Annotated in this window: 21 protein-coding genes; 5 read left to right on the top strand and 16 right to left on the bottom strand. The window is 68.9% G+C overall.

What is annotated here, in order from left to right:
- Positions 1-2 precede the first annotated feature (2 nt).
- The 4 genes from rplJ to ACFVGS_RS21440 all read left to right on the top strand — a co-directional run bounded on the left by rplJ (position 3) and on the right by ACFVGS_RS21440 (position 9,064).
- Positions 3-533: a 50S ribosomal protein L10 gene (rplJ, locus tag ACFVGS_RS21455; protein ID WP_384411984.1), complete on the top strand. Its 531-nt coding sequence runs from the start codon at positions 3-5 to the stop codon at positions 531-533.
- A 119-nt stretch (positions 534-652) separates the two neighbouring features.
- Positions 653-1,039, top strand: a complete 387-nt coding sequence (rplL, locus tag ACFVGS_RS21450; RefSeq protein WP_385693364.1) for a 50S ribosomal protein L7/L12 — start codon at positions 653-655, stop codon at positions 1,037-1,039.
- A 542-nt stretch (positions 1,040-1,581) separates the two neighbouring features.
- On the top strand, positions 1,582-5,064 hold the full coding sequence (gene rpoB, locus ACFVGS_RS21445) for a DNA-directed RNA polymerase subunit beta (protein WP_384411979.1): 3,483 nt from the start codon (positions 1,582-1,584) through the stop codon (positions 5,062-5,064).
- A gap of 100 nt (positions 5,065-5,164) precedes the next feature.
- On the top strand, positions 5,165-9,064 hold the full coding sequence (locus tag ACFVGS_RS21440; RefSeq protein WP_384411977.1) for a DNA-directed RNA polymerase subunit beta': 3,900 nt from the start codon (positions 5,165-5,167) through the stop codon (positions 9,062-9,064).
- A 57-nt stretch (positions 9,065-9,121) separates the two neighbouring features.
- Here ACFVGS_RS21440 and ACFVGS_RS21435 read toward each other — a convergent pair whose 3' ends face one another.
- From ACFVGS_RS21435 to ACFVGS_RS21370, 14 genes are all read right to left on the bottom strand, one after another.
- The gene (locus ACFVGS_RS21435) at positions 9,122-9,385 is read right to left on the bottom strand and encodes a hypothetical protein (protein WP_384411975.1); all 264 of its coding nucleotides are present in this window, start codon (positions 9,383-9,385) and stop codon (positions 9,122-9,124) included.
- Complete coding sequence (locus ACFVGS_RS21430) at positions 9,372-9,605, bottom strand: hypothetical protein (protein WP_384411973.1); 234 nt, start codon at positions 9,603-9,605, stop codon at positions 9,372-9,374. The genes ACFVGS_RS21435 and ACFVGS_RS21430 overlap by 14 nt, the downstream gene beginning before the upstream one ends.
- Positions 9,606-9,673: 68 nt before the next feature.
- Entirely contained in the window at positions 9,674-10,585 is a 912-nt protein-coding gene (locus ACFVGS_RS21425) for a peptidoglycan-binding protein (protein WP_384411971.1), read from the bottom strand.
- 87 nt (positions 10,586-10,672) lie between these two features.
- A complete protein-coding gene (locus tag ACFVGS_RS21420) occupies positions 10,673-11,068 on the bottom strand; it encodes an ATP-binding protein (RefSeq protein WP_384411969.1) in 396 nt (131 codons plus the stop codon).
- Positions 11,069-11,079: 11 nt separating this feature from the next.
- The gene (locus tag ACFVGS_RS21415) at positions 11,080-11,652 is read right to left on the bottom strand and encodes a hypothetical protein (protein WP_384411967.1); all 573 of its coding nucleotides are present in this window, start codon (positions 11,650-11,652) and stop codon (positions 11,080-11,082) included.
- A complete protein-coding gene (locus ACFVGS_RS21410; protein WP_384411965.1) occupies positions 11,652-12,782 on the bottom strand; it encodes a hypothetical protein in 1,131 nt (376 codons plus the stop codon). The genes ACFVGS_RS21415 and ACFVGS_RS21410 overlap by 1 nt, the downstream gene beginning before the upstream one ends.
- Positions 12,783-12,794: 12 nt before the next feature.
- On the bottom strand, positions 12,795-13,931 hold the full coding sequence (locus ACFVGS_RS21405) for a hypothetical protein (RefSeq protein ID WP_385693363.1): 1,137 nt from the start codon (positions 13,929-13,931) through the stop codon (positions 12,795-12,797).
- Positions 13,932-13,962: 31 nt separating this feature from the next.
- Positions 13,963-15,147, bottom strand: a complete 1,185-nt coding sequence (locus ACFVGS_RS21400) for a hypothetical protein (RefSeq protein ID WP_384411961.1) — start codon at positions 15,145-15,147, stop codon at positions 13,963-13,965.
- A gap of 43 nt (positions 15,148-15,190) precedes the next feature.
- Positions 15,191-16,393 carry a hypothetical protein gene (locus tag ACFVGS_RS21395; RefSeq protein WP_384411959.1) on the bottom strand — a complete coding sequence of 401 codons (1,203 nt, stop codon included), beginning with the start codon at positions 16,391-16,393 and terminating at the stop codon, positions 15,191-15,193.
- A gap of 47 nt (positions 16,394-16,440) precedes the next feature.
- Positions 16,441-17,367, bottom strand: coding sequence for a phage distal tail protein (locus ACFVGS_RS21390; protein WP_384411957.1), 927 nt, complete (start codon positions 17,365-17,367; stop codon positions 16,441-16,443).
- Between the two features lie 76 nt (positions 17,368-17,443).
- The gene (locus ACFVGS_RS21385) at positions 17,444-18,700 is read right to left on the bottom strand and encodes a tape-measure protein (protein WP_384411955.1); all 1,257 of its coding nucleotides are present in this window, start codon (positions 18,698-18,700) and stop codon (positions 17,444-17,446) included.
- A complete protein-coding gene (locus tag ACFVGS_RS21380; protein ID WP_385693362.1) occupies positions 18,697-19,899 on the bottom strand; it encodes a phage tail protein in 1,203 nt (400 codons plus the stop codon). The genes ACFVGS_RS21385 and ACFVGS_RS21380 overlap by 4 nt, the downstream gene beginning before the upstream one ends.
- A 28-nt stretch (positions 19,900-19,927) precedes the next feature.
- Positions 19,928-20,791, bottom strand: coding sequence for a hypothetical protein (locus ACFVGS_RS21375; protein ID WP_384411951.1), 864 nt, complete (start codon positions 20,789-20,791; stop codon positions 19,928-19,930).
- A 99-nt stretch (positions 20,792-20,890) separates the two neighbouring features.
- Positions 20,891-21,103 (bottom strand): hypothetical protein, encoded by a 213-nt coding sequence (locus tag ACFVGS_RS21370; protein ID WP_384411949.1) that lies wholly within the window; start codon positions 21,101-21,103, stop codon positions 20,891-20,893.
- 310 nt (positions 21,104-21,413) lie between these two features.
- On the opposite strand from ACFVGS_RS21370, the gene ACFVGS_RS21365 reads away from it, so the two are divergent.
- Positions 21,414-22,223, top strand: coding sequence for a hypothetical protein (locus ACFVGS_RS21365; protein ID WP_385693361.1), 810 nt, complete (start codon positions 21,414-21,416; stop codon positions 22,221-22,223).
- Between the two features lie 50 nt (positions 22,224-22,273).
- Here the strand turns inward: ACFVGS_RS21365 and ACFVGS_RS21360 are convergent, their stop codons facing one another.
- Positions 22,274-22,579: a hypothetical protein gene (locus ACFVGS_RS21360; protein ID WP_385693360.1), complete on the bottom strand. Its 306-nt coding sequence runs from the start codon at positions 22,577-22,579 to the stop codon at positions 22,274-22,276.
- Positions 22,580-22,692: 113 nt separating this feature from the next.
- A complete protein-coding gene (locus tag ACFVGS_RS21355; protein WP_384421317.1) occupies positions 22,693-22,983 on the bottom strand; it encodes a hypothetical protein in 291 nt (96 codons plus the stop codon).
- Positions 22,984-23,172 lie beyond the last annotated feature (189 nt).

Below are 23,172 nucleotides of genomic sequence, written 5' to 3'. Positions count from 1 at the left end.
CTATGCCGACGCCCAACAAGGCTGCATCGGTGGCCGAGCTCAAGGACGCGTTCCAGAGCTCCAACGCCGCCGTGCTGACCGAGTACCGGGGTCTCACCGTCGCGCAGCTCAAGACGCTGCGCCGTTCGCTCGGTGAGAACGCCCAGTACGCCGTGGTGAAGAACACGCTGACCAAGATTGCGGCCAACGAGGCTGGGATCACCGCGCTCGACGACCACTTCGCTGGTCCGACGGCGGTCGCCTTCGTCACCGGTGACCCGGTGGAGTCGGCGAAGGCTCTGCGTGACTTCGCCAAGGAGAACCCGAACCTCATCATCAAGGCTGGTGTCCTTGACGGTAAGGCTCTCTCCGCCGACGACATCAAGAAGCTTGCGGACCTCGAGTCCCGCGAGGTTCTGCTCAGCAAGCTGGCCGGTGCCTTCAAGGGCAAGCAGTCCCAGGCTGCTCAGCTCTTCCAGGCGCTGCCGTCGAAGCTCGTCCGCACCGTGGACGCGCTTCGCGCCAAGCAGGCCGAGCAGGGCGGTGCCGAGTAATTCGGCTCGCGCAATGATCCGGGCCGCCCACGGGGCGGAGCGGGTCGCAGCGGGCCGACAGTACGCCCGCCTCACATGAACATCCGGCACCTGCCGAATTAGTGGAAGGATCGCCCATCATGGCGAAGCTCACCCAGGACGAGCTGCTTGCCCAGTTCGAGGAGATGACCCTCATCGAGCTCTCCGAGTTCGTGAAGGCCTTCGAGGAGAAGTTCGACGTCACCGCCGCCGCGGCCGTCGCCGTTGCCGCCCCGGGCGCCCCGGGTGCCGGTGCCGCCGAGACCGTCGAGGAGAAGGACGAGTTCGACGTCATCCTCACCGGCGCCGGCGACAAGAAGATCCAGGTCATCAAGGTCGTGCGTGAGCTGACCTCCCTGGGTCTGAAGGAGGCCAAGGACCTCGTCGACGGCACCCCGAAGCCGGTCCTCGAGAAGGTCAACAAGGAGGCCGCTGACAAGGCCAAGGAGGCGCTCGAGGGCGCCGGTGCCGCCGTCGAGGTCAAGTAACACCTCGTCGCGTCAGCGACTCTTCTGAGCGTGTAACGCTCGCAGCGTGAAAGGCGATCATCCATCTGGGTGGTCGCCTTTCGGCGTCCCCGGGGACGGCGTGGCGGCCGTCGTACGGGGCCCCGGAAGCGGAGTAAGGTGATCTTCGCCGTGCGCCGCGCAGGGGCGGGGGCCTTGACGAACCGCACGCAGCGCGCAATTCTCAGGACGCGTCGTCACAACGATCCGATTCCGAGGCATGGATCGACGACCGAACGGGCAGTATCGAGGTGCGCCGCACGGCGCGAGGTACCGCGGAGTTGAGAACAACGAGGGTCGCGAAGAACACGCCCTGGACATCAGTGGGCCAAGTGGCTACACTGACCCTTTGCGCTGCCTGTTAGCTGTCCCCTGCCCGTCACAAGGGGCATACCCTCGCAACCGCTTCGCTGGTCGACCCACTCTGACCTGGCCTTTCGGCCATATCGAGAATCGTCCTCCACGGGGCTCCGCAAGGGACCGGTACGCGCGCAGTGAGTCCGAGCCCTCGGAAGGACCCCCTCTTGGCCGCCTCGCGCAACGCCTCGACCAATACGAACAACGGCGCCAGCACCGCCCCGCTGCGCATCTCCTTTGCAAAGATCAAGGAGCCCCTCGAGGTTCCGAACCTCCTCGCGCTCCAGACCGAGAGCTTCGACTGGCTGCTCGGCAACGCCGCGTGGAAGGCTCGCGTCGAGGCCGCCCTTGAGTCGGGACAGGACGTCCCCACGAAGTCCGGTCTGGAGGAGATCTTCGAGGAGATCTCCCCGATCGAGGACTTCTCCGGGTCGATGTCGCTGACCTTCCGCGACCACCGCTTCGAGCCGCCGAAGAACTCGATCGACGAGTGCAAGGACCGTGACTTCACCTACGGTGCCCCGCTCTTCGTGACCGCCGAGTTCACGAACAACGAGACCGGCGAGATCAAGTCCCAGACGGTCTTCATGGGCGACTTCCCGCTCATGACGAACAAGGGCACCTTCGTCATCAACGGCACCGAGCGTGTCGTCGTGTCGCAGCTCGTCCGTTCGCCCGGCGTCTACTTCGACTCCTCCATCGACAAGACGTCCGACAAGGACATCTTCTCCGCCAAGATCATCCCGTCCCGGGGTGCCTGGCTGGAGATGGAGATCGACAAGCGCGACCTCGTCGGTGTGCGCATCGACCGCAAGCGCAAGCAGTCCGTGACCGTCCTCCTCAAGGCGCTCGGCTGGACCACCGAGCAGATCCTGCAGGAGTTCGGCGAGTACGAGTCCATGCGCGCCACCCTGGAGAAGGACCACACCCAGGGCCAGGACGACGCGCTGCTCGACATCTACCGCAAGCTCCGTCCGGGCGAGCCGCCGACGCGCGAGGCCGCCCAGACGCTGCTCGAGAACCTGTACTTCAACCCGAAGCGCTACGACCTCGCGAAGGTCGGCCGCTACAAGGTCAACAAGAAGCTCGGTGCCGACGAGCCGCTGGACGCGGGCGTCCTCACCACCGACGACATCATCGCCACGATCAAGTACCTGGTGAAGCTGCACGCCGGCGAGACCGAGACGGTCGGCGCCAACGGCAGCGAGGTCGTCATCGAGGCCGACGACATCGACCACTTCGGCAACCGTCGTCTGCGCAACGTCGGCGAGCTCATCCAGAACCAGGTCCGTACGGGTCTCGCCCGTATGGAGCGCGTCGTGCGCGAGCGCATGACCACCCAGGACGTCGAGGCGATCACGCCGCAGACCCTGATCAACATCCGGCCGGTCGTCGCCTCCATCAAGGAGTTCTTCGGCACCAGCCAGCTGTCGCAGTTCATGGACCAGAACAACCCGCTGTCGGGTCTGACGCACAAGCGTCGTCTCTCGGCGCTGGGTCCCGGTGGTCTGTCCCGTGAGCGGGCCGGCTTCGAGGTCCGAGACGTGCACCCGTCCCACTACGGACGCATGTGCCCGATCGAGACCCCCGAAGGCCCGAACATCGGTCTGATCGGTTCGCTCGCCTCGTACGGCCGGATCAACCCCTTCGGCTTCATCGAGACGCCGTACCGCAAGGTCGTCGACGGCAAGGTCACCGACGAGGTCGACTACGTCACCGCCGACGAGGAGGACCGCTTCGTCATCGCCCAGGCGAACGCGACCCTCGACGAGAACCTCCGCTTCACGGAGAACCGCGTCCTGGTCCGCAAGCGTGGCGGCGAGGTCGACTACGTCGAGCCGTCCGAGGTCGACTACATGGACGTCTCGCCGCGCCAGATGGTGTCGGTCGCGACCGCCATGATCCCCTTCCTCGAGCACGACGACGCCAACCGTGCCCTCATGGGCGCGAACATGATGCGCCAGGCCGTTCCGCTCATCAAGGCGGAGGCCCCGCTCGTCGGCACCGGCATGGAGTACCGCTGCGCCACCGACGCCGGCGACGTGCTCAAGGCCGAGAAGGACGGTGTCATCCAGGAGCTGTCCGCGGACTACATCACCGTGGCCAACGACGACGGCACCTACATCACGTACCGCCTGGCCAAGTTCTCCCGCTCGAACCAGGGCACCTCGGTCAACCAGAAGGTCGTCGTCTCCGAGGGCGACCGCGTGATCGAGGGCCAGGTCCTGGCCGACGGTCCCGCCACCGAAGAGGGCGAGATGGCCCTCGGCAAGAACCTGCTCGTGGCGTTCATGCCGTGGGAGGGTCACAACTACGAGGACGCGATCATCCTGTCGCAGCGCCTCGTGCAGGACGACGTCCTCTCCTCGATCCACATCGAGGAGCACGAGGTCGACGCCCGTGACACCAAGCTCGGCCCCGAGGAGATCACCCGGGACATCCCGAACGTCTCCGAGGAGGTCCTCGCCGACCTCGACGAGCGCGGCATCATCCGCATCGGTGCCGAGGTCGTCGCCGGCGACATCCTGGTCGGCAAGGTCACCCCGAAGGGTGAGACCGAGCTGACCCCGGAGGAGCGCCTGCTCCGCGCGATCTTCGGTGAGAAGGCCCGTGAGGTCCGTGACACCTCGCTGAAGGTCCCGCACGGCGAGACCGGCAAGGTCATCGGCGTCCGCGTCTTCGACCGCGAGGAGGGCGACGAGCTTCCCCCGGGCGTGAACCAGCTGGTCCGCGTCTACGTCGCCCAGAAGCGCAAGATCACCGACGGTGACAAGCTCGCCGGCCGCCACGGCAACAAGGGTGTCATCTCCAAGATCCTGCCCATCGAGGACATGCCGTTCCTCGAGGACGGAACTCCGGTCGACATCATCCTCAACCCGCTCGGTGTCCCGTCCCGAATGAACCCGGGACAGGTCCTGGAGATCCACCTCGGCTGGCTCGCCAGCCGCGGCTGGGACGTCTCCGGCCTCGCCGACGAGTGGGCGCAGCGCCTCCAGGCCATCGGTGCCGACAAGGTCGCCCCCGGCACCAACGTCGCCACCCCGGTCTTCGACGGTGCGCGTGAGGACGAGCTCGCGGGTCTGCTCCAGCACACCATCCCGAACCGCGACGGCGAGCGCATGGTGCTCCCGTCCGGCAAGGCGCGTCTGTTCGACGGCCGCTCCGGCGAGCCGTTCCCGGACCCGATCTCGGTCGGGTACATGTACATCCTCAAGCTGCACCACCTGGTCGACGACAAGCTGCACGCCCGCTCGACCGGCCCGTACTCGATGATCACCCAGCAGCCGCTGGGTGGTAAGGCCCAGTTCGGTGGTCAGCGCTTCGGTGAGATGGAGGTGTGGGCGCTCGAGGCATACGGCGCCGCCTACGCCCTCCAGGAGCTGCTGACGATCAAGTCCGACGACGTCACCGGCCGCGTGAAGGTCTACGAGGCCATCGTCAAGGGCGAGAACATCCCTGAGCCCGGCATCCCCGAGTCCTTCAAGGTGCTCATCAAGGAGATGCAGTCCCTGTGCCTCAACGTGGAGGTGCTGTCCTCGGACGGCATGTCCATCGAGATGCGCGACACCGACGAGGACGTCTTCCGCGCTGCGGAGGAGCTCGGTATCGACCTGTCCCGGCGCGAGCCGAGCAGCGTCGAAGAGGTCTGACGGGAGTCCGGTACGGGGGCTCAGCAATGAGCCCCCGGCCGGCCCCAGGACCCCCGTATCAGACCCACAGCCTTACAACCCTGAGAGGGATTGACGCATAGTGCTCGACGTCAACTTCTTCGACGAGCTCCGGATCGGTCTGGCCACCGCTGACGACATCCGTCAGTGGAGCCACGGCGAGGTCAAGAAGCCGGAGACCATCAACTACCGCACCCTGAAGCCCGAGAAGGACGGACTCTTCTGCGAGAAGATCTTCGGTCCGACCCGGGACTGGGAGTGCTACTGCGGCAAGTACAAGCGCGTCCGCTTCAAGGGCATCATCTGTGAGCGGTGTGGCGTCGAGGTCACCCGCGCCAAGGTGCGCCGTGAGCGGATGGGCCACATCGAGCTGGCCGCCCCCGTCACGCACATCTGGTACTTCAAGGGCGTTCCGTCGCGTCTGGGCTACCTGCTCGACCTCGCCCCGAAGGACCTGGAGAAGGTCATCTACTTCGCGGCGTACATGATCACGTACGTCGACGACGAGCGCCGTACGCGCGACCTGCCCTCGCTGGAGGCGCACGTCTCCGTCGAGCGCCAGCAGATCGAGAACCGCCGCGACTCCGACCTGGAGGCCCGCGCCAAGAAGCTCGAGTCCGACCTGGCCGAGCTCGAGGCCGAGGGCGCCAAGGCGGACGTGCGCCGCAAGGTGCGCGAGGGCGCCGAGCGCGAGATGAAGCAGCTCCGCGACCGCGCGCAGCGCGAGATCGACCGCCTCGACGAGGTGTGGAACCGCTTCAAGAACCTCAAGGTCCAGGACCTCGAGGGCGACGAGCTCCTCTACCGCGAGCTGCGTGACCGCTTCGGCACGTACTTCGACGGCTCGATGGGTGCCGCGGCGCTGCAGAAGCGCCTCGAGTCCTTCGACCTCGAGGAGGAGGCGGAGAAGCTCCGCGAGATCATCCGTACCGGCAAGGGCCAGAAGAAGACCCGTGCGCTCAAGCGCCTCAAGGTCGTCTCCGCGTTCCTGCAGACCGCGAACAGCCCCAAGGGCATGGTTCTCGACTGCGTGCCGGTCATCCCGCCGGACCTCCGTCCGATGGTGCAGCTCGACGGTGGCCGCTTCGCGACCTCCGACCTGAACGACCTGTACCGCCGTGTGATCAACCGCAACAACCGTCTGAAGCGTCTGCTCGACCTCGGTGCCCCCGAGATCATCGTGAACAACGAGAAGCGGATGCTCCAGGAGGCGGTCGACGCCCTCTTCGACAACGGCCGTCGTGGTCGCCCGGTCACGGGCCCCGGCAACCGTCCGCTGAAGTCCCTCAGCGACATGCTGAAGGGTAAGCAGGGTCGATTCCGTCAGAACCTGCTCGGCAAGCGTGTGGACTACTCCGCGCGTTCCGTCATCGTCGTCGGCCCGCAGCTCAAGCTGCACCAGTGCGGTCTGCCGAAGGCCATGGCGCTCGAGCTCTTCAAGCCGTTCGTGATGAAGCGCCTGGTCGACCTGAACCACGCGCAGAACATCAAGTCGGCCAAGCGGATGGTCGAGCGCGGCCGCACGGTCGTGTACGACGTCCTCGAAGAGGTCATCGCCGAGCACCCGGTTCTGCTGAACCGTGCGCCCACGCTGCACCGCCTCGGCATCCAGGCCTTCGAGCCGCAGCTGGTCGAGGGCAAGGCCATCCAGATCCACCCGCTCGTCTGCACCGCGTTCAACGCGGACTTCGACGGTGACCAGATGGCCGTCCACCTGCCGCTCTCCGCGGAGGCGCAGGCCGAGGCCCGCATCCTGATGCTGTCCTCGAACAACATCCTCAAGCCCGCCGACGGCCGTCCGGTGACGATGCCGACCCAGGACATGGTCCTCGGTCTGTTCTTCCTCACCACCGACGGCGAGCTGCGTGACGTCAAGGGCGAGGGCCGCGCGTTCGGCTCCACGGCCGAGGCGATCATGGCGTTCGACGCCGGCGAGCTGTCGCTGCAGTCGCAGATCGACATCCGCTTCCCGATCGGCACCGTTCCGCCGCGCGGCTGGGTCCCCCCGGTCGCCGAGGAGGGCGAGCCGGAGTGGCAGCAGGGTGACTCGTTCCGCCTGCGGACGACCCTGGGCCGCGCGCTCTTCAACGAGCTGCTGCCCGAGGACTACCCGTTCGTCGACTACTCGGTCGGCAAGAAGCAGCTCTCCGAGATCGTCAACGACCTCGCCGAGCGCTACCCCAAGGTCATCGTGGCGGCGACGCTCGACAACCTGAAGGCGGCCGGCTTCTACTGGGCGACCCGTTCCGGCGTCACCGTCGCCATCTCGGACGTCGTCGTCCCCGAGGCGAAGAAGGAGATCGTCGCCGGGTACGAGGCTCAGGACGAGAAGGTCCAGAAGCAGTACGAGCGCGGTCTGATCACCAAGGAAGAGCGCACGCAGGAGCTCATCGCGATCTGGACCAAGGCGACCAACGAGGTCGCCGAGGCGATGAACGCGAACTTCCCCAAGACGAACCCCATCTTCATGATGGTTGACTCGGGTGCCCGAGGAAACATGATGCAGATGCGGCAGATCGCCGGTATGCGTGGTCTGGTGTCGAACGCGAAGAACGAGACCATCCCGCGTCCCATCAAGGCCTCGTTCCGCGAGGGCCTCTCCGTGCTCGAGTACTTCATCTCGACCCACGGTGCCCGTAAGGGTCTGGCCGACACCGCCCTGCGTACCGCCGACTCGGGTTACCTGACCCGTCGTCTGGTGGACGTCTCGCAGGACGTGATCATCCGCGAGGAGGACTGTGGCACCGACCGCGGTCTGAAGCTGCGGATCGCGGCCAAGGACGAGGCCGGCGTGCTGCGCAAGGCCGAGGACGTCGAGACCAGCGTGTACGCGCGCTGCCTCGCCGAGGATGTCGTCGTCGACGGCAAGGTGCTGGCCCCGGCCGGTGTCGACCTCGGTGACGTGCTCATCGAGCAGCTCGTCAACGCGGGCGTCGAGGAGGTCAAGACCCGCTCGGTCCTGACCTGTGAGTCCGCCGTCGGCACCTGCGCCATGTGCTACGGCCGCTCGCTGGCCACCGGCAAGCTGGTCGACATCGGTGAGGCGGTCGGCATCATCGCCGCCCAGTCCATCGGTGAGCCCGGTACCCAGCTGACGATGCGTACCTTCCACACCGGTGGTGTGGCCGGTGACGACATCACCCAGGGTCTGCCGCGTGTCGTCGAGCTCTTCGAGGCCCGTCAGCCCAAGGGTGTCGCCCCGATCTCCGAGGCGGCCGGTCGCGTCCGCATCGAGGAGACCGAGAAGACCAAGAAGATCGTCGTCACCCCGGACGACGGCACCGACGAGACGGCCTACCCGATCTCGAAGCGTGCCCGTCTCCTGGTGGGCGAGGGCGACCACGTCGAGGTGGGCCAGAAGCTCACCGTGGGTGCCACCAACCCGCACGACGTGCTGCGCATCCTCGGCCAGCGCGCGGTCCAGGTCCACCTGGTCGGCGAGGTCCAGAAGGTCTACAACTCGCAGGGCGTGTCGATCCACGACAAGCACATCGAGATCATCATCCGGCAGATGCTGCGCCGTGTGACGATCATCGAGTCCGGTGACGCCGAGCTGCTGCCGGGCGAGCTCGTGGAGCGCTCGCGCTTCGAGCAGGAGAACCGTCGCGTGGTCCAGGAAGGCGGCCACCCGGCCTCCGGCCGTCCGCAGCTGATGGGTATCACCAAGGCCTCGCTGGCGACGGAGTCCTGGCTGTCGGCCGCCTCCTTCCAGGAGACGACCCGAGTCCTGACGGACGCGGCGATCAACGCCAAGTCCGACAGCCTCATCGGCCTCAAGGAGAACGTCATCATCGGTAAGCTCATCCCGGCCGGTACGGGTCTGTCCCGCTACCGCAACATCCGGGTCGAGCCGACCGAGGAGGCCAAGGCCGCGATGTACTCGGCCGTCGGCTACGACGACATCGACTACTCGCCGTTCGGCACCGGCTCCGGCCAGGCCGTTCCGCTGGAGGACTACGACTACGGTCCGTACAACCAGTAAGGCGTAGCAGCGCGAAAGAAGGGCGGCACCCCGCGAGGGGTGCCGCCCTTCGGCGTGCTACCGGGAGGCGAGCTCCCAGGCCGCGAGCAGCACTCCGGCGCCCGCCGTGAGCGCGGCCACCGAGGCCAGGGGCCAGCGGGCGCGCTCCAGGGCGTCGAGCCGGGACTCGTGGTCGGCGAGCTGCTTGTCGGTCTGGTCGCTGCGCTGGACGAGGAGCGCGAGGGAGCCGTCGACCCGGGCGAAGCCGGCCTCGAGGGTCCCGCGCAGCCGTTCCAGTTCGAGCGCCACCGCGACGGGATCGTTCGGGTCAGGCTCGGTCATCGGCCGCCTCCGGGGTGACCCGCAGCCAGGACGGCAGCAGTGCCTGGAAGGCCGGGAAGGCCATGACCCGGGCGAGGGCGCCGGCGACGGCGAGGGCCCCCGCGACCCAGGGGAGCGTCGCGGGGATGCCGGAGGCGTCGACGATCGCCGGCAGCACGACGGCGATGCCGACGGCGGTCTGCACGATCGTTCGGATCGTGCGCTTGGCGGCTTCGGACATGGGTGGTTCTCCTTGCGGTGAGCGTGGGGGAGCGGTGCGAGGGGGGATCACTTCACGTACGGCGCGGGCTACTTCACGTACGGGACCTTGAGCGCGTTCCAGGAGGCGGCACCCGGCCAGCCGTCGGCGTCGGAGCCGCGGAAGCCGAGCTTGCGCTGCCAGGCGGCGTACGACTGGCGGTCGGCCTCGGACCAGCGCGGGCCCGGGCCGACCTGGTAGCGGCCGCAGCCCTCGGCGACCAGCCGGCGGCCCATCGCGGTGACGATCGGGGAGCTCGGCGTGGTCCGGAAGAAGGCGGCCCCGGGGAAGGGCTGGTAGCGCGGCGCGGCCGGCCCGGCGGGCGCGGTCGGCTTCGCGGCCGGGGCCTTGCCGAGCCGCTTCTGCACCCGGTCGCGCATGCCCGGCATGCCGAAGCCGCGCGGGTCGTTCTTCCAGTCGGACCACTCGGAGTGGCCGATGACGGACCTGGCGCCCCAGCCGTGGGCACGGCAGAGGGCCGCCGACACCCGCTCGATGGCGTCGAGCTGCTCGGCGGGCCAGGGGTCGCTGCCGTTGCCGAGGTTGACGCACTCGAAGCCGTAGAAGCGGGAGTTGCCGTCGACGGCGCCGGCGCTGCCCTGGTGCTCGCGCGGCAGCGGCGGCCGTACCCCGTACGTCTCGCTGATCACGGCTTGGAGGACGGACGGGTCGCCACCGCCCGCGTGGTTGGCGCGTCCGGCCGAGACGAGGTGGACGGTGCCGTCCTTGGCGATGACACCGTGGCACAGCGGCCCGGGCAGTCCGGCGTAGCCGTCGTAGCAGAGGCCGACGGTGTGCTCGGTGCCGCTGGAGACGGTGTGGTGGATCATCACACCGACCACGGGCCCCCAGGCGCCGTGGCCGTTGCGGTTGTGGGTGCGCCAGCCGTCGTGCTCGACGACCTTGACGCCTTCGGCGCGGAGCGCGGCGACGAGCCGGTCCGCGGAGAGGGGGGCTGCCATGTGTGTCCTCCGGGCAGGGATTCCGGGCATGAGAAAACCCCGGCCGGTTCTGGTCGGCGCGGGGCGGGCGTTCGGGTGGGGGCCGTGTTACGGAGCGGGCGCCGGCTCGGGGGCCGGCTCCGGGGCCGGGGCCCAGGTGGCGCAGAGCGCGGCGTAGGCGGCCCGGCGGGTCTCGAAGTCGGCGAGGGCGGCGGCGACGGCCCGCTGGACGGCGGTCGGGTCGGGGACGGCGGGGACGCCGTTCTGGGCGGGGACGACGACCTGTCCGGAGCCGCGGAGGAGGGCGTCGCCCACGCCCTTCTCGTTCACCTCGGCGGTGATGTACACCGACGGGTACTGCCCGGTGACCGGGTCGCGCTCCAGGAGGTAGCCGTAGCTGTTGTCGTGGACGCGGACGTTGAGCGTGTGGCCGTTCTCGGTCACGGTGGCGCGGCCCGCGTAGTCGATGGCCACGCCCCAGGGCTGGCCGGGATCGATGTTCATGGGGTTGCTCCTCAGGTCTGCATGCCGTGGATGAGGACCGGCTGGGCGTAGACCGTGCCGGCGGTGGCCAGAGCCTGGACCTCGATGCTCATCGTCTGGCCGAACAGGGTCTTCATGTCGCCGGGCAGCAGTCCGGTGTGGTTGTAGGTGGTGCCCGCGGCGACCGTGGGACCGAACGGCTGGCCGTCGACCAGGACCCGCACCGAGCCTGAGCCGCCGGTCGACACCGCGGTGTTGATGGCGAGCCGCATCTTCGGCTGCCACACGGGGTTGGAGCACTTGGCGATGGTGGTGAAGGCGGTGCTGGTCGTGGAGGGCCACTTCGCCGTGTCGACGGGCAGCGGCGGCATGAGCTGCAGCCAGGGCCGGGCGAGACCGCCGGTCAGGATGTCGTCCGCGAAGATCTCGTGGCTGTAGCCGTCGAAGATGCGGAACAGCGGCTTGGTGACGGTCACGCTGCCGGTCTGTTCCGGCGGGCGGAACTCGCTGACGGGCGGACGGATGTGGACGGCCCTGGACAGGGCCTTGATCCGGCGTTCCATCTGGTTGAGCCGGTCGATGATGTCCTCGGGCAGCTGGGCCATCAGGCCTCCTCAAGGTAGAGCTCGGCGGTGTCGGGGCGGCCGCGCTCCGGAGGAGTGACCTTGACGCCGACGATCCGGTAGCGGGCGTCGAGGCCTTCGGAGAACCACTCGTCGGTGATCCGGATCCGGGAGTAGCGGCCGAGGAGCGCGGGCGGGACGATCCCGCCCAGGTGGATGCTGATCGAGGGGATCACGACGGCGCCGCGGGCCGCCTTGAGCTCCGCGGCGGCCAGCGCGCTGAGCGCGATGGTGTCGCTGATGTCGTTGTGGTCCGAGGACAGGTCGAGCAGCGGCCAGCGGTCGGCGAGCAGAGGGGCGTCGTACTGCTGCTCGCCGTACAGCGGGGCGGACGGTGCGGCGGCGTTGGAGTTCTGGGTGGCGCCGCGGGCCATGGCGGTGGTGCCGCCGCGAGTCGCGTCGTACGGGAAGGAGTACGACAGGATGGCGCCGGGCCGGTCGAAGACCAGGTCGGTGGCTCCGTGGGTGATCTTGGGCTCGCCGACGCGGAGCTGCCTGACCCTCGTGCCGTCGGACGGGTCGCGGTAGACCAGGATCTGGTACTCGAAACCGTTGTCCATGGCGGCGAGCTGGTCGAGCGCCTCCGAGTAGAGGACCTCGTCGCCCTTGCGCCAGGTGACCGTCCGCGTGACCTTGTCCGGCTCGCTGCCGGGCGTGATGCCGATGCGGCGCTTCTCGTCCGACGGGGGCATGCCGGGGTAGGACTGGTCGTCCAGCTCCGCCCACAGCCGGCGCACGATCTGCACCTGTGGGGTCGGGGTGTCGTACGTGATGTCCTCGCGGATCCGGCGCCGGCTCGCGTAGGAGTCGAAGGTCGCGGCCTGGACGCCGAGGGTCAGCACCCCGCGGCCGCTGGACTGCAGCGTGGTGGTCCAGACGATGCCGCCCCACCACAGGTCCCCGCCGCGCTCCAGGTAGACCGCGGTGCGGCCCTCGCGGACCTTCTTCACCCGGTCCGCGATCTCCTTGTTGGGGATCGGGATGGTGCCGGAGAGCGAGCCGGCCTTGCCGATGTAGTCGTCGAAGGAGACGTCCCGCAGGGGCAGGATGTCCAGGGTCTGGTCCGAGAGAAGGTCGGTGAAGATGGCCCGGTAGGGCGTGTCGATGGCCATGACGGGCCTCCTTTACAGGACGAACGTGGCGGTGACGCGGAGCGCCCGGTTGGCGGTCAGCTGGCCGTTCGGGGACCAGGTCCGCAGGTTGACCACGCCGCCCGTGGTGATGTCGGCCGCCCCGTCGGCGTAGCCGTCGGAGGCGACCGCTTCGAGGCCGAACGCGGGTCGCCAGCCGACGGGCAGGGTGCACATCGGTTCGTCGGCGATCTGGCCGGCGGTGCTTGCGGTGACGGTGGGGCCGGTGCGCGTCACGGTGACGGTGACGGTGCACAGCCCGCTCTTGGTCTTGCGGCCGGAGAACGCGATCACGGACCAGTTCGTCAGGGGCGTCACCCCGGTCGTGGTGCTTTCCACCTCGACCGGCGGCTGGTAGTTCACGAAGGTCGTGCCGTTCCAGCGCTGGAGGACGCCGGCGTTGTCCCGGTACTGGCCGGTGTAGCTGCCGGAGGTGAGCGTCCCGGAGGGGGCGATGCCACCGATGTCCTTGGGGTAGGCGATCCAGTTGGCGCCGTCCCAGCGCTGGAGCTGGCGCGCGTTGTTGTTGTCCTGGTACTGACCGGGGTACGAGCCCGGCACGGTGGCGTTGTTGTAGACCGGCAGGATGCCGCCGACGCCCACGAGCGTGGTGCGGAGGTCGGTGAGGGCGTCCGCCCACGGGATGCCGCCGGTGCCGGCGGAGGCCCCGGCGGGCACCCGCACGTGGAACAGCGTCAGCGACGTGGCCGGAGCCACGGGCGGCTCCGGTACGGCCTTCGGCTGTCCCTGGAGGACCTCGACGGTGGCCTCGCTGCGGGTCTGGCCGTCGGACTCCGCGTCGTACACGCGCAGCACCACCAGGTCGATGCGCGGGTTCAGCGGATCACCGTCGGCGAAGGTGAGGGGCATGTCCGCGTCCAGGCAGACGGGATACGCGCCCTGGGCGGCGGTGCCCTGGATGACCGCGCGGCCGCGGGACAGGTTCGCGGTCATGAGGCCGCTCGAGGTCAGGGAGAAGCCGCTCACCCGGTACGTGCCGTTCGGCGAGCCCGGCAGGACGCCGGAGCGTGAGGCCACCGGGTCGACCGGGGTGGTGGCGCCGATGTTGGTGAGACGGGTGGAAACCCGGGTCTGGCCGGTGGGCTGCAGCCAGCCGCTGCGCAGGGCCATGATGTCTCCTCTCAGAGGGGTGGGCGGCCGGTCAGAACTGCGGGTCGACGCGGATGAACGCGTTGTCGAACCCGGCCTTGACGCCGACGGTGTTGGGGACGACCCGGTAGTAGGCGGTGAACGTGTAGCTCAGGCCCGGAGTCAGGCCGGACAGACGGCGGGTGCTGGACGTGGAGACCAGGTTGTCGCTCGCGCAGATCGCCGCGTACTCGTCGTTGGGCTCCTGGATCGCGTTCGCGCCCTGGGTGAGCCTGAGCGCCATGTACGCGTAGTGGTCGGCCCGGGACTCCATCCGGGCGCCGAAGGTGACGAGGACGTTCTTCGACGGCGGAGCGGTGAAGGTGACGGAGAGCGGGCTCGTCGGTCCTCCGTCGAGCAGGTTGACGTACGTGCCCGAAGCGGTGTCGCCGTAGTTGGTCGTGTCGTTGAAGTACGGCCCCGGCACGACCGCCGGCTTCCACGCCGCGCCGTCCCAGCGCTGGAGGCCCGTGGAGCTGTCCCGGTACTGGCCGACGTAGCTGCCCGTCACGTTGCCGGCGCTGATCGGGACGATGCCGCCGATGGCCTCCGGGTAGGCCACCCACTTGCCGCCGTCCCAGCGCTGCAGCTGGTTGTTGGCGGTGTCCTGGTACTGGCCCGGGTAGCCGCCCGGCAGGATCTCGCCCTCCACCGGCAGGATGCCGCCGATGGAGACGACCGGGGTGCGCAGGTCCTTCAGGGCGGCGTTCCACTGGATGCCGCCGGTTCCGGCGCTGGCGTTCGCCGGGACGGTGATCTCGTACAGCGGGAGGGAGCGGGGCGGCGCGACCGGGCGGTCCGGGCTGCCCGGGGTGCCCTGCATGATCTCGACCTTCGCCTCCTGGCGGAGCTGGCCGTCGTACAGGTTGTCGTAGATCCGGATGACGACCAGGTCCTTGCGGGGCTGGTCGGTGCCCGCGGCGACGGTGAGCACCACCGGGGTGGTCAGGGACACGGGGTAGACGCCCTGGGAGATGTCGCCCTGGACGACGGCGCGGCCCTCGTGGACCGTCACCTGCATGAGGGCCGTGCCCTCGGTCCAGAAGCCGGACAGGCGGTACAGGCCGCCGTAGGAGCCCGGCAGGATGCCGGAGCGGACCTGGACGGGGTTGACGGGCGTCGTCGCACCGATCTGGTTGAGGCGGGTGTCCTCACGGGTCTGGCCGGTCTCGGCGACCCAGCTGCTGCGCAGGTTCATGGGGTGACTCCAATCGGGAAACTGGTCGGGGGGCCCTGGGGGCTCAGGACTTGATCCACTCGGCGGTCAGCACGCAGGCGTAGCCGGAGCCGCCGAGCGTCTTCACGGCGGCGGTGTGCGACTGGTAGCCGTGGAGCTGGACCGTGCTGCCGGCGGTGAGCCTGATCAGGCCCTGGCCGCCGACGGAGATGGCGCCGTTGCCGGCCGGGGTGAGCCAGGTGAAACGGGACTGGCCGACGCCGCCGACCACGATGCGGGCGCCGCGCATGCCGCTCTGGGAGTCGTTCTGCCAGGTGACGTGGCCGCCGAGGCGCCACCAGCCGGTGCGCGGGACGACGTAGGTGTTGGTGCCGTTCCAGCCGGTGGCGTCGTCGACCTCGACGGTCGGCAGGTTGATCGCGGTCCAGGTGTTGGACGGCACGCTCTGCTGCTGCCCGGACAGGTACTGGGTGACGCCGAGCAGGATCTTCGCCGTGCCCTCGCTGTACTGCCAGGCCGCGCCGTCCCAGCGCTGGAGGCCCGTGGAGCTGTCGCGGTACTGGCCGGTGTAGCCGCCGGAGGCCGTCCCGCTGGGAGCGATGCCTCCGAGCGCCTTCGGGTACGAGACCCAGGTGGTGCCGTCCCAGCGCTGCAGCACGCTGCCGGCGTCGCGGTACTGGCCGGCGTACGCGCCCTTGAAACCGCTGGTCGGCAGGATGCCGCCGAGCGCGACGACCGGCCAGTGCTGGGCCGTCACGTTGCTGTCCGGGCCGGTCCAGACGATGCCGCCGGTGCCGGCGGAGGTGCCCTTCTTCACCCGGATGGTGTAGAGCGGCAGGGCGCTGCCGTCCGGGCTCACCGGCGCGGCCGGAACGGCCGCGGGTTCGCCCTTGACCAGGCGGATCCTGGCCTCCGTGACGCCGGTCTTGTCGTACGCGTCGTCCAGGACGACCAGTTCGATCAGGTCGATCCGGTCGTACTGGGCGTTGCCGTCCTCGATGGTCAGGGTCTCGGGCGTGACCGCGGCCACCAGGTAGGCGCCCTGGTTGGTGTCCTTGCCCTGGATGATCGCGCGGCCGGTGCCGATGGTGCACTGCATCGGCGCCGCACCGGTGAGCACGAAGCCGCCCGGCAGGATGCCCGGGCGGGAGCGCAACGGGGTCTCCTCGGCGCTCTGGCCGCTGGGCGTGAGCAGGGCGGCGAGAGTGAGACGGGTGTCCTCACGGGTCTGGCCCGTGGACTGGAGCCAGGCGGCCCGTACGGTCATGGTTCTTACCTCTCGGTGGGAAGGAAGAGGGAACGGGGTTTACGGGGTCACCACTCGGCGCTGCGCCAGTGGACGGTCATCACGGCCTCCGGGGACGCCGAGTCGGGGCGGAAGGACAGCTCGTTGCGGCCGGGGTCGAGCGTGAACAGCTCCTCCGGGCCGGAGTCGACCATCGCGGTGTGCCGGCGGGAGGCGGTGTTGTTGAGCATCACCGTGCCGTTGACGGTGTCCACGGTCAGCTGGTCGCCGGCGGCCAGCTCGATCCCGTACCGCAGCCGGCGCCGGCTCCTGCGATCGGTGATGCTCGGCATGGAGCACGGGCCGCGGAAGACGATCACCGGGTGGGTGGGCGCCGAGCCGGTGTTCTCGGCGACGGCGTCGCCGGTGGACGTGGCCTGGCCCCAGGAGAGCGGCCAGGTCAGCGGCCAGGTCAGACCGGACTCGGGCTGCGGGGCGGCGGTGGAGACGGACTGCTCGTTGACGGCGTAGCGGCGCGGGTCGGAGGCGAGCCACTGGATGGACATCTTCGAGCTGCCCTGGGTGGCGAAGCCCTGGTCGGCCGGGACGACGCGCTGGGCGATCCGGGCGCGTACGGCGAGGAGTTCGCCGTGCAGCCGGACGGTGAGCCAGCGCTCCTCGTCGAGCAGGGCGAGCGCCTGGCGCAGCGCGCGCAGCGCCTCGGGGACGCCGTTGTACTCCGGCATCAGCACGACGGTGCCGCCGACCTTGCGCGGCTTGGCGTAGCGGGAGCCGGGCCAGGCGCCGTGCGAGGTGGGCCGTTCGGCGTCGGAGGAGTCGTACTCGGGCAGGTCCTCCCAGCCCTGGAGGCCGCTCCGGTCGACGGAGAACGGGGTTCCGGGGCCGATGAGAAGCCCGGCCCACTGGATCTGCCCGTCCTGGGTGATCAGCGAGCCGGGCGCGAGGTCTGCGGTGAAGCCGTTGCTTCCGGCGTATGCGGTTGTGGTCTCGGCCATGGGGGCCGTCACCTCACTTCTGAGGGGGTGTCGGGTGAGCGGGCGTCGGTGCGCGGGGCTCGGCGGTGGGCGGGCTTCAGCAGTGGGCGCGCGCGAGGAAGAGCAGGTCCTCGGCGGTCGACCGCGGGCCGGCGCCCGGTTCCTCGTGGAAGTCCCTGATGCGGTGCGGCTGCCGGGGGACCTCGGTGATCGCCGGGACCCTGCGGGTCTCCAGGACGGTGAGCGGGTCGATGCGCCAGCCTTCGGTGGAGCCGGGGAAGACGACACCGCCCTCGGCGAGCATCGGGATCTTGTCGATGTCGACGCCGAACTTCTTGCCGAGGATGTTGACGCTCAGCTTGTTGAGGCCGTCGATGATCCAGTTGGCGAAGGCGATGAGCCCGTTGATGGGGCCCTTGACGACGCCGAGCACGGCGCTCAGGGCGCCCTTGATCAGCTCGCCCATGCCGCGCAGGGCCTTGGCCACGGCGTCCTTCGCGTGCCGGAAGAAGCCGGGGATCTTGTCCGTGATGAAGGTCAGGATCGGCTTCACCGCGCTCTTGACGGCGCCCATGGTGCGGGAGGCGATCCCGCGCATGGCGTTGGCGGCGGAGCTGACGGCGCTGCCGATCTTCCTGATGCCGTCGATGGCGGCGCCGATGCCCCGCAACGCGGCCTTGAACAGGGCCAGATACGCCTTGAAGTAGGTGCCGACGGCCTTGCCGATGAGCTTGATGACCGGCTGGAGGAACTTCCAGACGGACTGGAAGCCCTTCAGCGCCGCCTGGAAGACCTGCTTCATGATCTTCTGGCCGGTCTTGGTCTGCATCGCGTACTCGATGAGCCAGGCGGCCACGGGGACGAGGATGCCGACGAGGAAGCCGATCGGGTTGGCGCGCATGGCGACGTTGATGCCGGTCATGGCGACGGATGCGACGGTCATGACGGTGCCGTACGTCTCCATGAGCTTGGTGATGACGTCGGCGACGGGCAGCATCGGCGCGAGGATCGACAGGATGCCGCCGATCGCGGGACCGAACTTCCCGGCTGCCGTACGCGCCTTGCCCGCGGCGGTGCCGAGCTTCTTGACTCCGGCGCCGGCCTTGGACCGCTGGATCTTGCGGACGGAGGTGGCGGTGCCGTTCGCGGTGGTGCCGAGGGTGCGGACGGTGGTGCCGGCGGTGCGGATGCCGGAGGCGAGCGCGTCCAGGCCGCCGCCGGCCCGCTGGACGTTCTGCTTGAATCCTTTGAGCGCGCTGCTCGCCTGGCTGAGACCCTGCCGGGCGGGCCGCAGCTTCGCGACGGCGCCCTTGAACGGGTTCCGGAGGGGCGCGATGGCGAGCGCGGCACTCATCCGCGTGCCTTCGCCAGGTACATCAGCGCGTCCGCCGTGGACTGCGGGTCACTGCCCCGGGCCGCGTGGTAGTGCTCGATGTGCAGCCCGGCGCCCTTGCCCTGGCCGCCCTGCATGTGCGCCGCCATGCGGGCGCGGCGGGCGGTCATGGCGAGCAGCCGGTCCAGCTTGGAGAGCGGCAGGACGGCCTCGGCCTCGCCGGCCTCGGCGAGGATCGCCGGGACACCGCCGGTGCGCGGCATGACGACACCACCGGTGGCGAGCATCGGGATGGTCGGGATGTTGACGCCGAAGGTCTTGCCGCCGACGATCGGCACCCAGCCGGGGACGCTGACCTTGACGCCGTTGACGGCACTGATCATCCGGTTGATCAGGCCGATGACGGCGTTGATCGGGCCGGACACGCCGCTCTTGATGCCCTCGAACGCCCGGGACGCGATGTCCTTGAGGCCGTTCCAGATGGAGGACATCTTGTCCTTGACGGCCCGGAAGGCGTTCGGGATCGCGGTCTTGATCCAGTTCACCACCGGGGTGATGACGGCCTTGATGCCCTTCCAGACGGCGCCGATGACCGTCTTGATCGCCTTCATGACCGTGGTGATGACCGTCTTCCAGATCTTCACGTAGGTCTTGATGACGGTGGCGACGGCCTTGACGACGGTGGAGATGGCCTTCTTGATGCCGTTCCAGACCGTCTTGATCAGCTGACCGGCCTTCTTCATGATCGGGCCGACGGCCTTCATGACCGAGCTGATCACGGTCTTGATGGCGTCGAAGGCCTTCTTCAGGATCTTCTGCATCGTCTTCGACTGCAGAGCCATGTCGACGATCTTCTCGATCAGCGGCATGAAGAGTTCGATGAGGCGGGCGAGGAAGTTGCCCTTCATCGACTTGTTGAGCTTGTCCTGGCCCTTGGCGGCCTTGCCGGCGCCGGACTCGTACTTGCCGAGCTTCTTGCCGGCGGTCTCGGCGGTCCTGCCGGCCTTGGACATGGCCTTCTCGGCGTTGTCCGAGGCCGTCTTGAGGTTCTTGAGCTGGGTGTTGGAGCCCTGGGCGTTGGTCTTGAGGGTCTTGAGCTGACCGGACGCGGACTTTCCGGCGTCGCCGACCTTCTTGACCGAGGTGCCGGCGCCGGAAGCCTGCGTCTTGAGGTTGCGCAGGGCGTCGCCGGCCTTCTTGGTGGAGCTGGCGAGAGACATGGTGGGTTACCTCCTTTCGTGGGGTGTGTCAGACGAGCACGCGGTTGACGGCCTGGACTTCCTCCTTGAGCTGCTGGAAGGAGGTCTTCAGCTCGTCGACGGTGCGGCCGAGGTTCCGGGTCTCCGTGCGGGTGGCCTGAAGGTCCTGCGGGATCTTGCCGGGCTTGAAGTCGTCCAAGGCCGTTTTGAGATTCCCGGCGTTGGTGGCCATCGTGGCCACGTCCTCGGGGGTGATCTTCTCCAGGGCCTTGGCGATCGCCTCGACGCCCTTGGCCGACCTCTTGAGTTCGCGGGCCGAAGGCATCCTGTTGAACTTGGTGCGGAAGGAGCCCGACTTCCGGTTGAAGGCCGTGATCTTCTCGAGGAGCTTCTCGAGCTCCTCGCGCGCCCTTCTGGTCGCGTTCTCGTTGGGGAGGTCGGTGATGGCGGCGCCGCCGTTGAAGACGCGGTCCTCTCGGCGGTTGATCTCGTCGATGTGCTGGCGCATGAAGCCGCCGTTGCCGTTCCCGGTCCAGACGGGGCGGTCGGGGTTGCCGAGCGTCTGCAGCTTCCGGGAGAGGTTGATCATCTGGGCCACCAGGAGGGCACCGATCGCGGGGACGATCAGGCCCGCGATGGCCGAGGCGAGGTACCAGCCCCACTTGGTGTCGTTGCCGCCCCTGCTCTCGTAGTACTTCTCGAGCGCGGCGCCGAAGCCGTCCAGTCCCATGGCCTCGAGGAACTCGGACTTCTTCGCCTTGGTGAGCTCGTCGTACATCGACTTGAACCGCTCGGCCCACTTCTCGGGCAGCTTGCTGCCCAGGTGGCTGTCGGTGACCAGGTTTCCGCTGTCCGCCTTGGTCAGCTGGGATTTGAGCTCGTCTATCTTCCTGACGATTTCTGCGTCTGACATAGGTTGCTCCGCTTCCGGCCGCTGAGGGCCATGCGCCGAAAAGCCCCTGCCGACGAGGAAGCTTCGGCAGGGGCTCGTGCGTTGTGGGCGGTCGGGCGGCTAGGCGTCGTCGTCCCGGCGGGAGCCGTGGCGCAGCGTCGCGAGGGCGTCGTTCCAGCCGGCCGCGTAGGCGGCCGCCTCGCGCTGGTTGACCTCGGCGTACAGCGTGCCGAGCAACGCTCTCTTGTCGAGCGCGGCGGGTCCGTTCAGGAGCTGGGCGAGGCGGTCCTGGAGCGGGATGTGCGGTCGCGATGCCTCGGCCTGCTGAGTCATGGACGCCTGCCTTCCGTTGCTTGCCCTTGCGTGCGTGGCGGCGCCGCGGAGTGAGGCGGGGGCACCACGTTTTCGAACTTGTGTGCGAACAGAGTGTGGAACATCTGTTCGAGGTTTGTCGAGCCGGAAACCTCTGACGGCGTGTCTTCTCGTCAGGTTCCCGTAGGGGTTGGTCCTCGAACGGGTCTCGTGTTCGACCGGGGTACTCTGGAGGACGCGTTCCCCGGACCTGACACAGTCTCGGGGGACAGGGAGGGGCGCGAGGGGCGCGCGGGGGAACCCCAGGGGGTTTGGAAGGCAGTGCTGACGCATGGACACCGAGCCGGGCGGTAACCGGCGGGAGCGAGTCATCGACTGGCTCGAGGCCCATCCGGATCTGCCCCATCTCTTCGCGCGGCTGGCCGAGCTCGTCCACGTCGACGGGTACGCCCCGGAAGACCTCGTGGTAGTGCCCCGGGCCGAGGTGGACCGCCGGGAGACCGCCGCCTTCACCGCCGGCTGGGCCGAAGCCGTCTCCGACGAACTGCCGCGCATCCGGCGCGAATACGAGAAGCGCGTCGCCGACGCCTACGCTCAGGGCCAGGGTGACGCGCGTGGAATCCGGCGACCGCAGCGCCGTACGGACGCGAACGCGAACCCTGACGGCGCCCGGGTCATCCCGCTGCCCTTCGCCCGGCTGCTCGAACCGCCGGCCGTGGTCGTGCAGGCCGAGGAGCGTGTGCGCCGGGAACGCGAGATGTTCGAGCAGCGCCCCGAGACGGAGCCGGTGCACGAGCCCGAGCCGGAGCCCGAGCCGACGCTCGCCCCCGCGCCCGAACCCGAGCCGGTGCACGAGCCGGAACCCGAGGCCGACGTCCTGCTGACCGCCCAGGAGAGCCGCGCCCGCCGCAACGCCCAGCCGGTCCGCAAGGTCGTCCGCGGCAAGGGCGGGCGGCCCATCGTGCCGCCGCTCGCCGGCGTGCCCGTACAACCCCTGTCCGACCGGCGAGGCCCCGAGACCGGCGAGGTGGACGCGCGCGCGGGCGCGCGCAAGCGCCGGCTCTCCGAACGGGCCAGGGCCCTGGAGGAGGAACTGGCCGCCGAGCGAGCACAGGAAGCGCCCCCGGAGCCCGCTCCCTGACGGGAACGGGCTCCGGGGGCCGTGGGGGTGTGGCATCGGCGGACGCGGCGTCAGCCGAAGAAGCGGGCGAGCGCGGCCGGCGAGATCGCCTCATCGGGCTTCCCACCGCCGTTCCCGTCCGTCCCCTCGCCGTTGTCCGCGTCCTCGTCCCCGGCACCCGGACGGGGAACCGGTGTCGGCGGGTCGGGCGTGTCGCCGTCCTCGTCGCTGTTGACCATCTGGAACATCCAGTTGGCGACGGCCAGGTGGTCCACCGTCGCGGCGAGCAGGTGGTCGGTGACCGACCATTCCGCCGCCTCCCCGTGGATCTGCCGCTGCACGGCACCGTCCCTGGGAAGGTTCTTCATCAGCACCATCAGCCGCCGGCTGGAGAGGTCCCCCCGGTACCAGTCGAGAAGATCGGTGCCGTAATAGCGGAGGAGATCCGCCTCAAGGGCCTCGGCGTGTTCGTCGACGAACTCGACGAGGCTCAGTCTTCCCCCAGGCCGAGCCCGGTCTCCTTGCCGTAGGCCTCGAGGATCGCGGCGACGTCCTGCATGGTGATGTCGTGCTCCTCGAAGCGGGAGAACTGCTCCTCACCCATCAGGAGTGCGAGCAGACCGTCCACGTCGTTGTCGTCGAGCTTCCGCAGCGCCTTCGCGGTCTTGCGGGAGAGCTCGGTCGGGAGCGTGAAGGACTCGCCGTCCAGTTCGAAGGACCAGGTGCGGCCGTGGGCCTCCAGTCGCTGGGCGCGAGCGGCGTTGACGTCGAAACGGGCCATGGTGTGCGTACTCCTTGTTCGCGTGTTTCGCGGGGCGCGTGGGTGAAGAGGAGAAGGGGGCGGGGGGGGGGGGGCGGGGGCCCGCCCCCCCCCCGGGGGGGGAAGGCACGGGGGGGGGCCCACACCCCAAAAAAAAGAGCGGGGGAGAGAGCGGAGGAATATAAAAAAAAAAAAAAAAGGAACAGAATA

The organism is Streptomyces sp. NPDC127114, from assembly GCF_042677525.1.
Taxonomy (GTDB): Bacteria; Actinomycetota; Actinomycetes; order Streptomycetales; family Streptomycetaceae; genus Streptomyces.
Note: the sequence above shows the minus strand (reverse complement) of the source record. Positions and strands in the feature narration are given on the sequence as shown.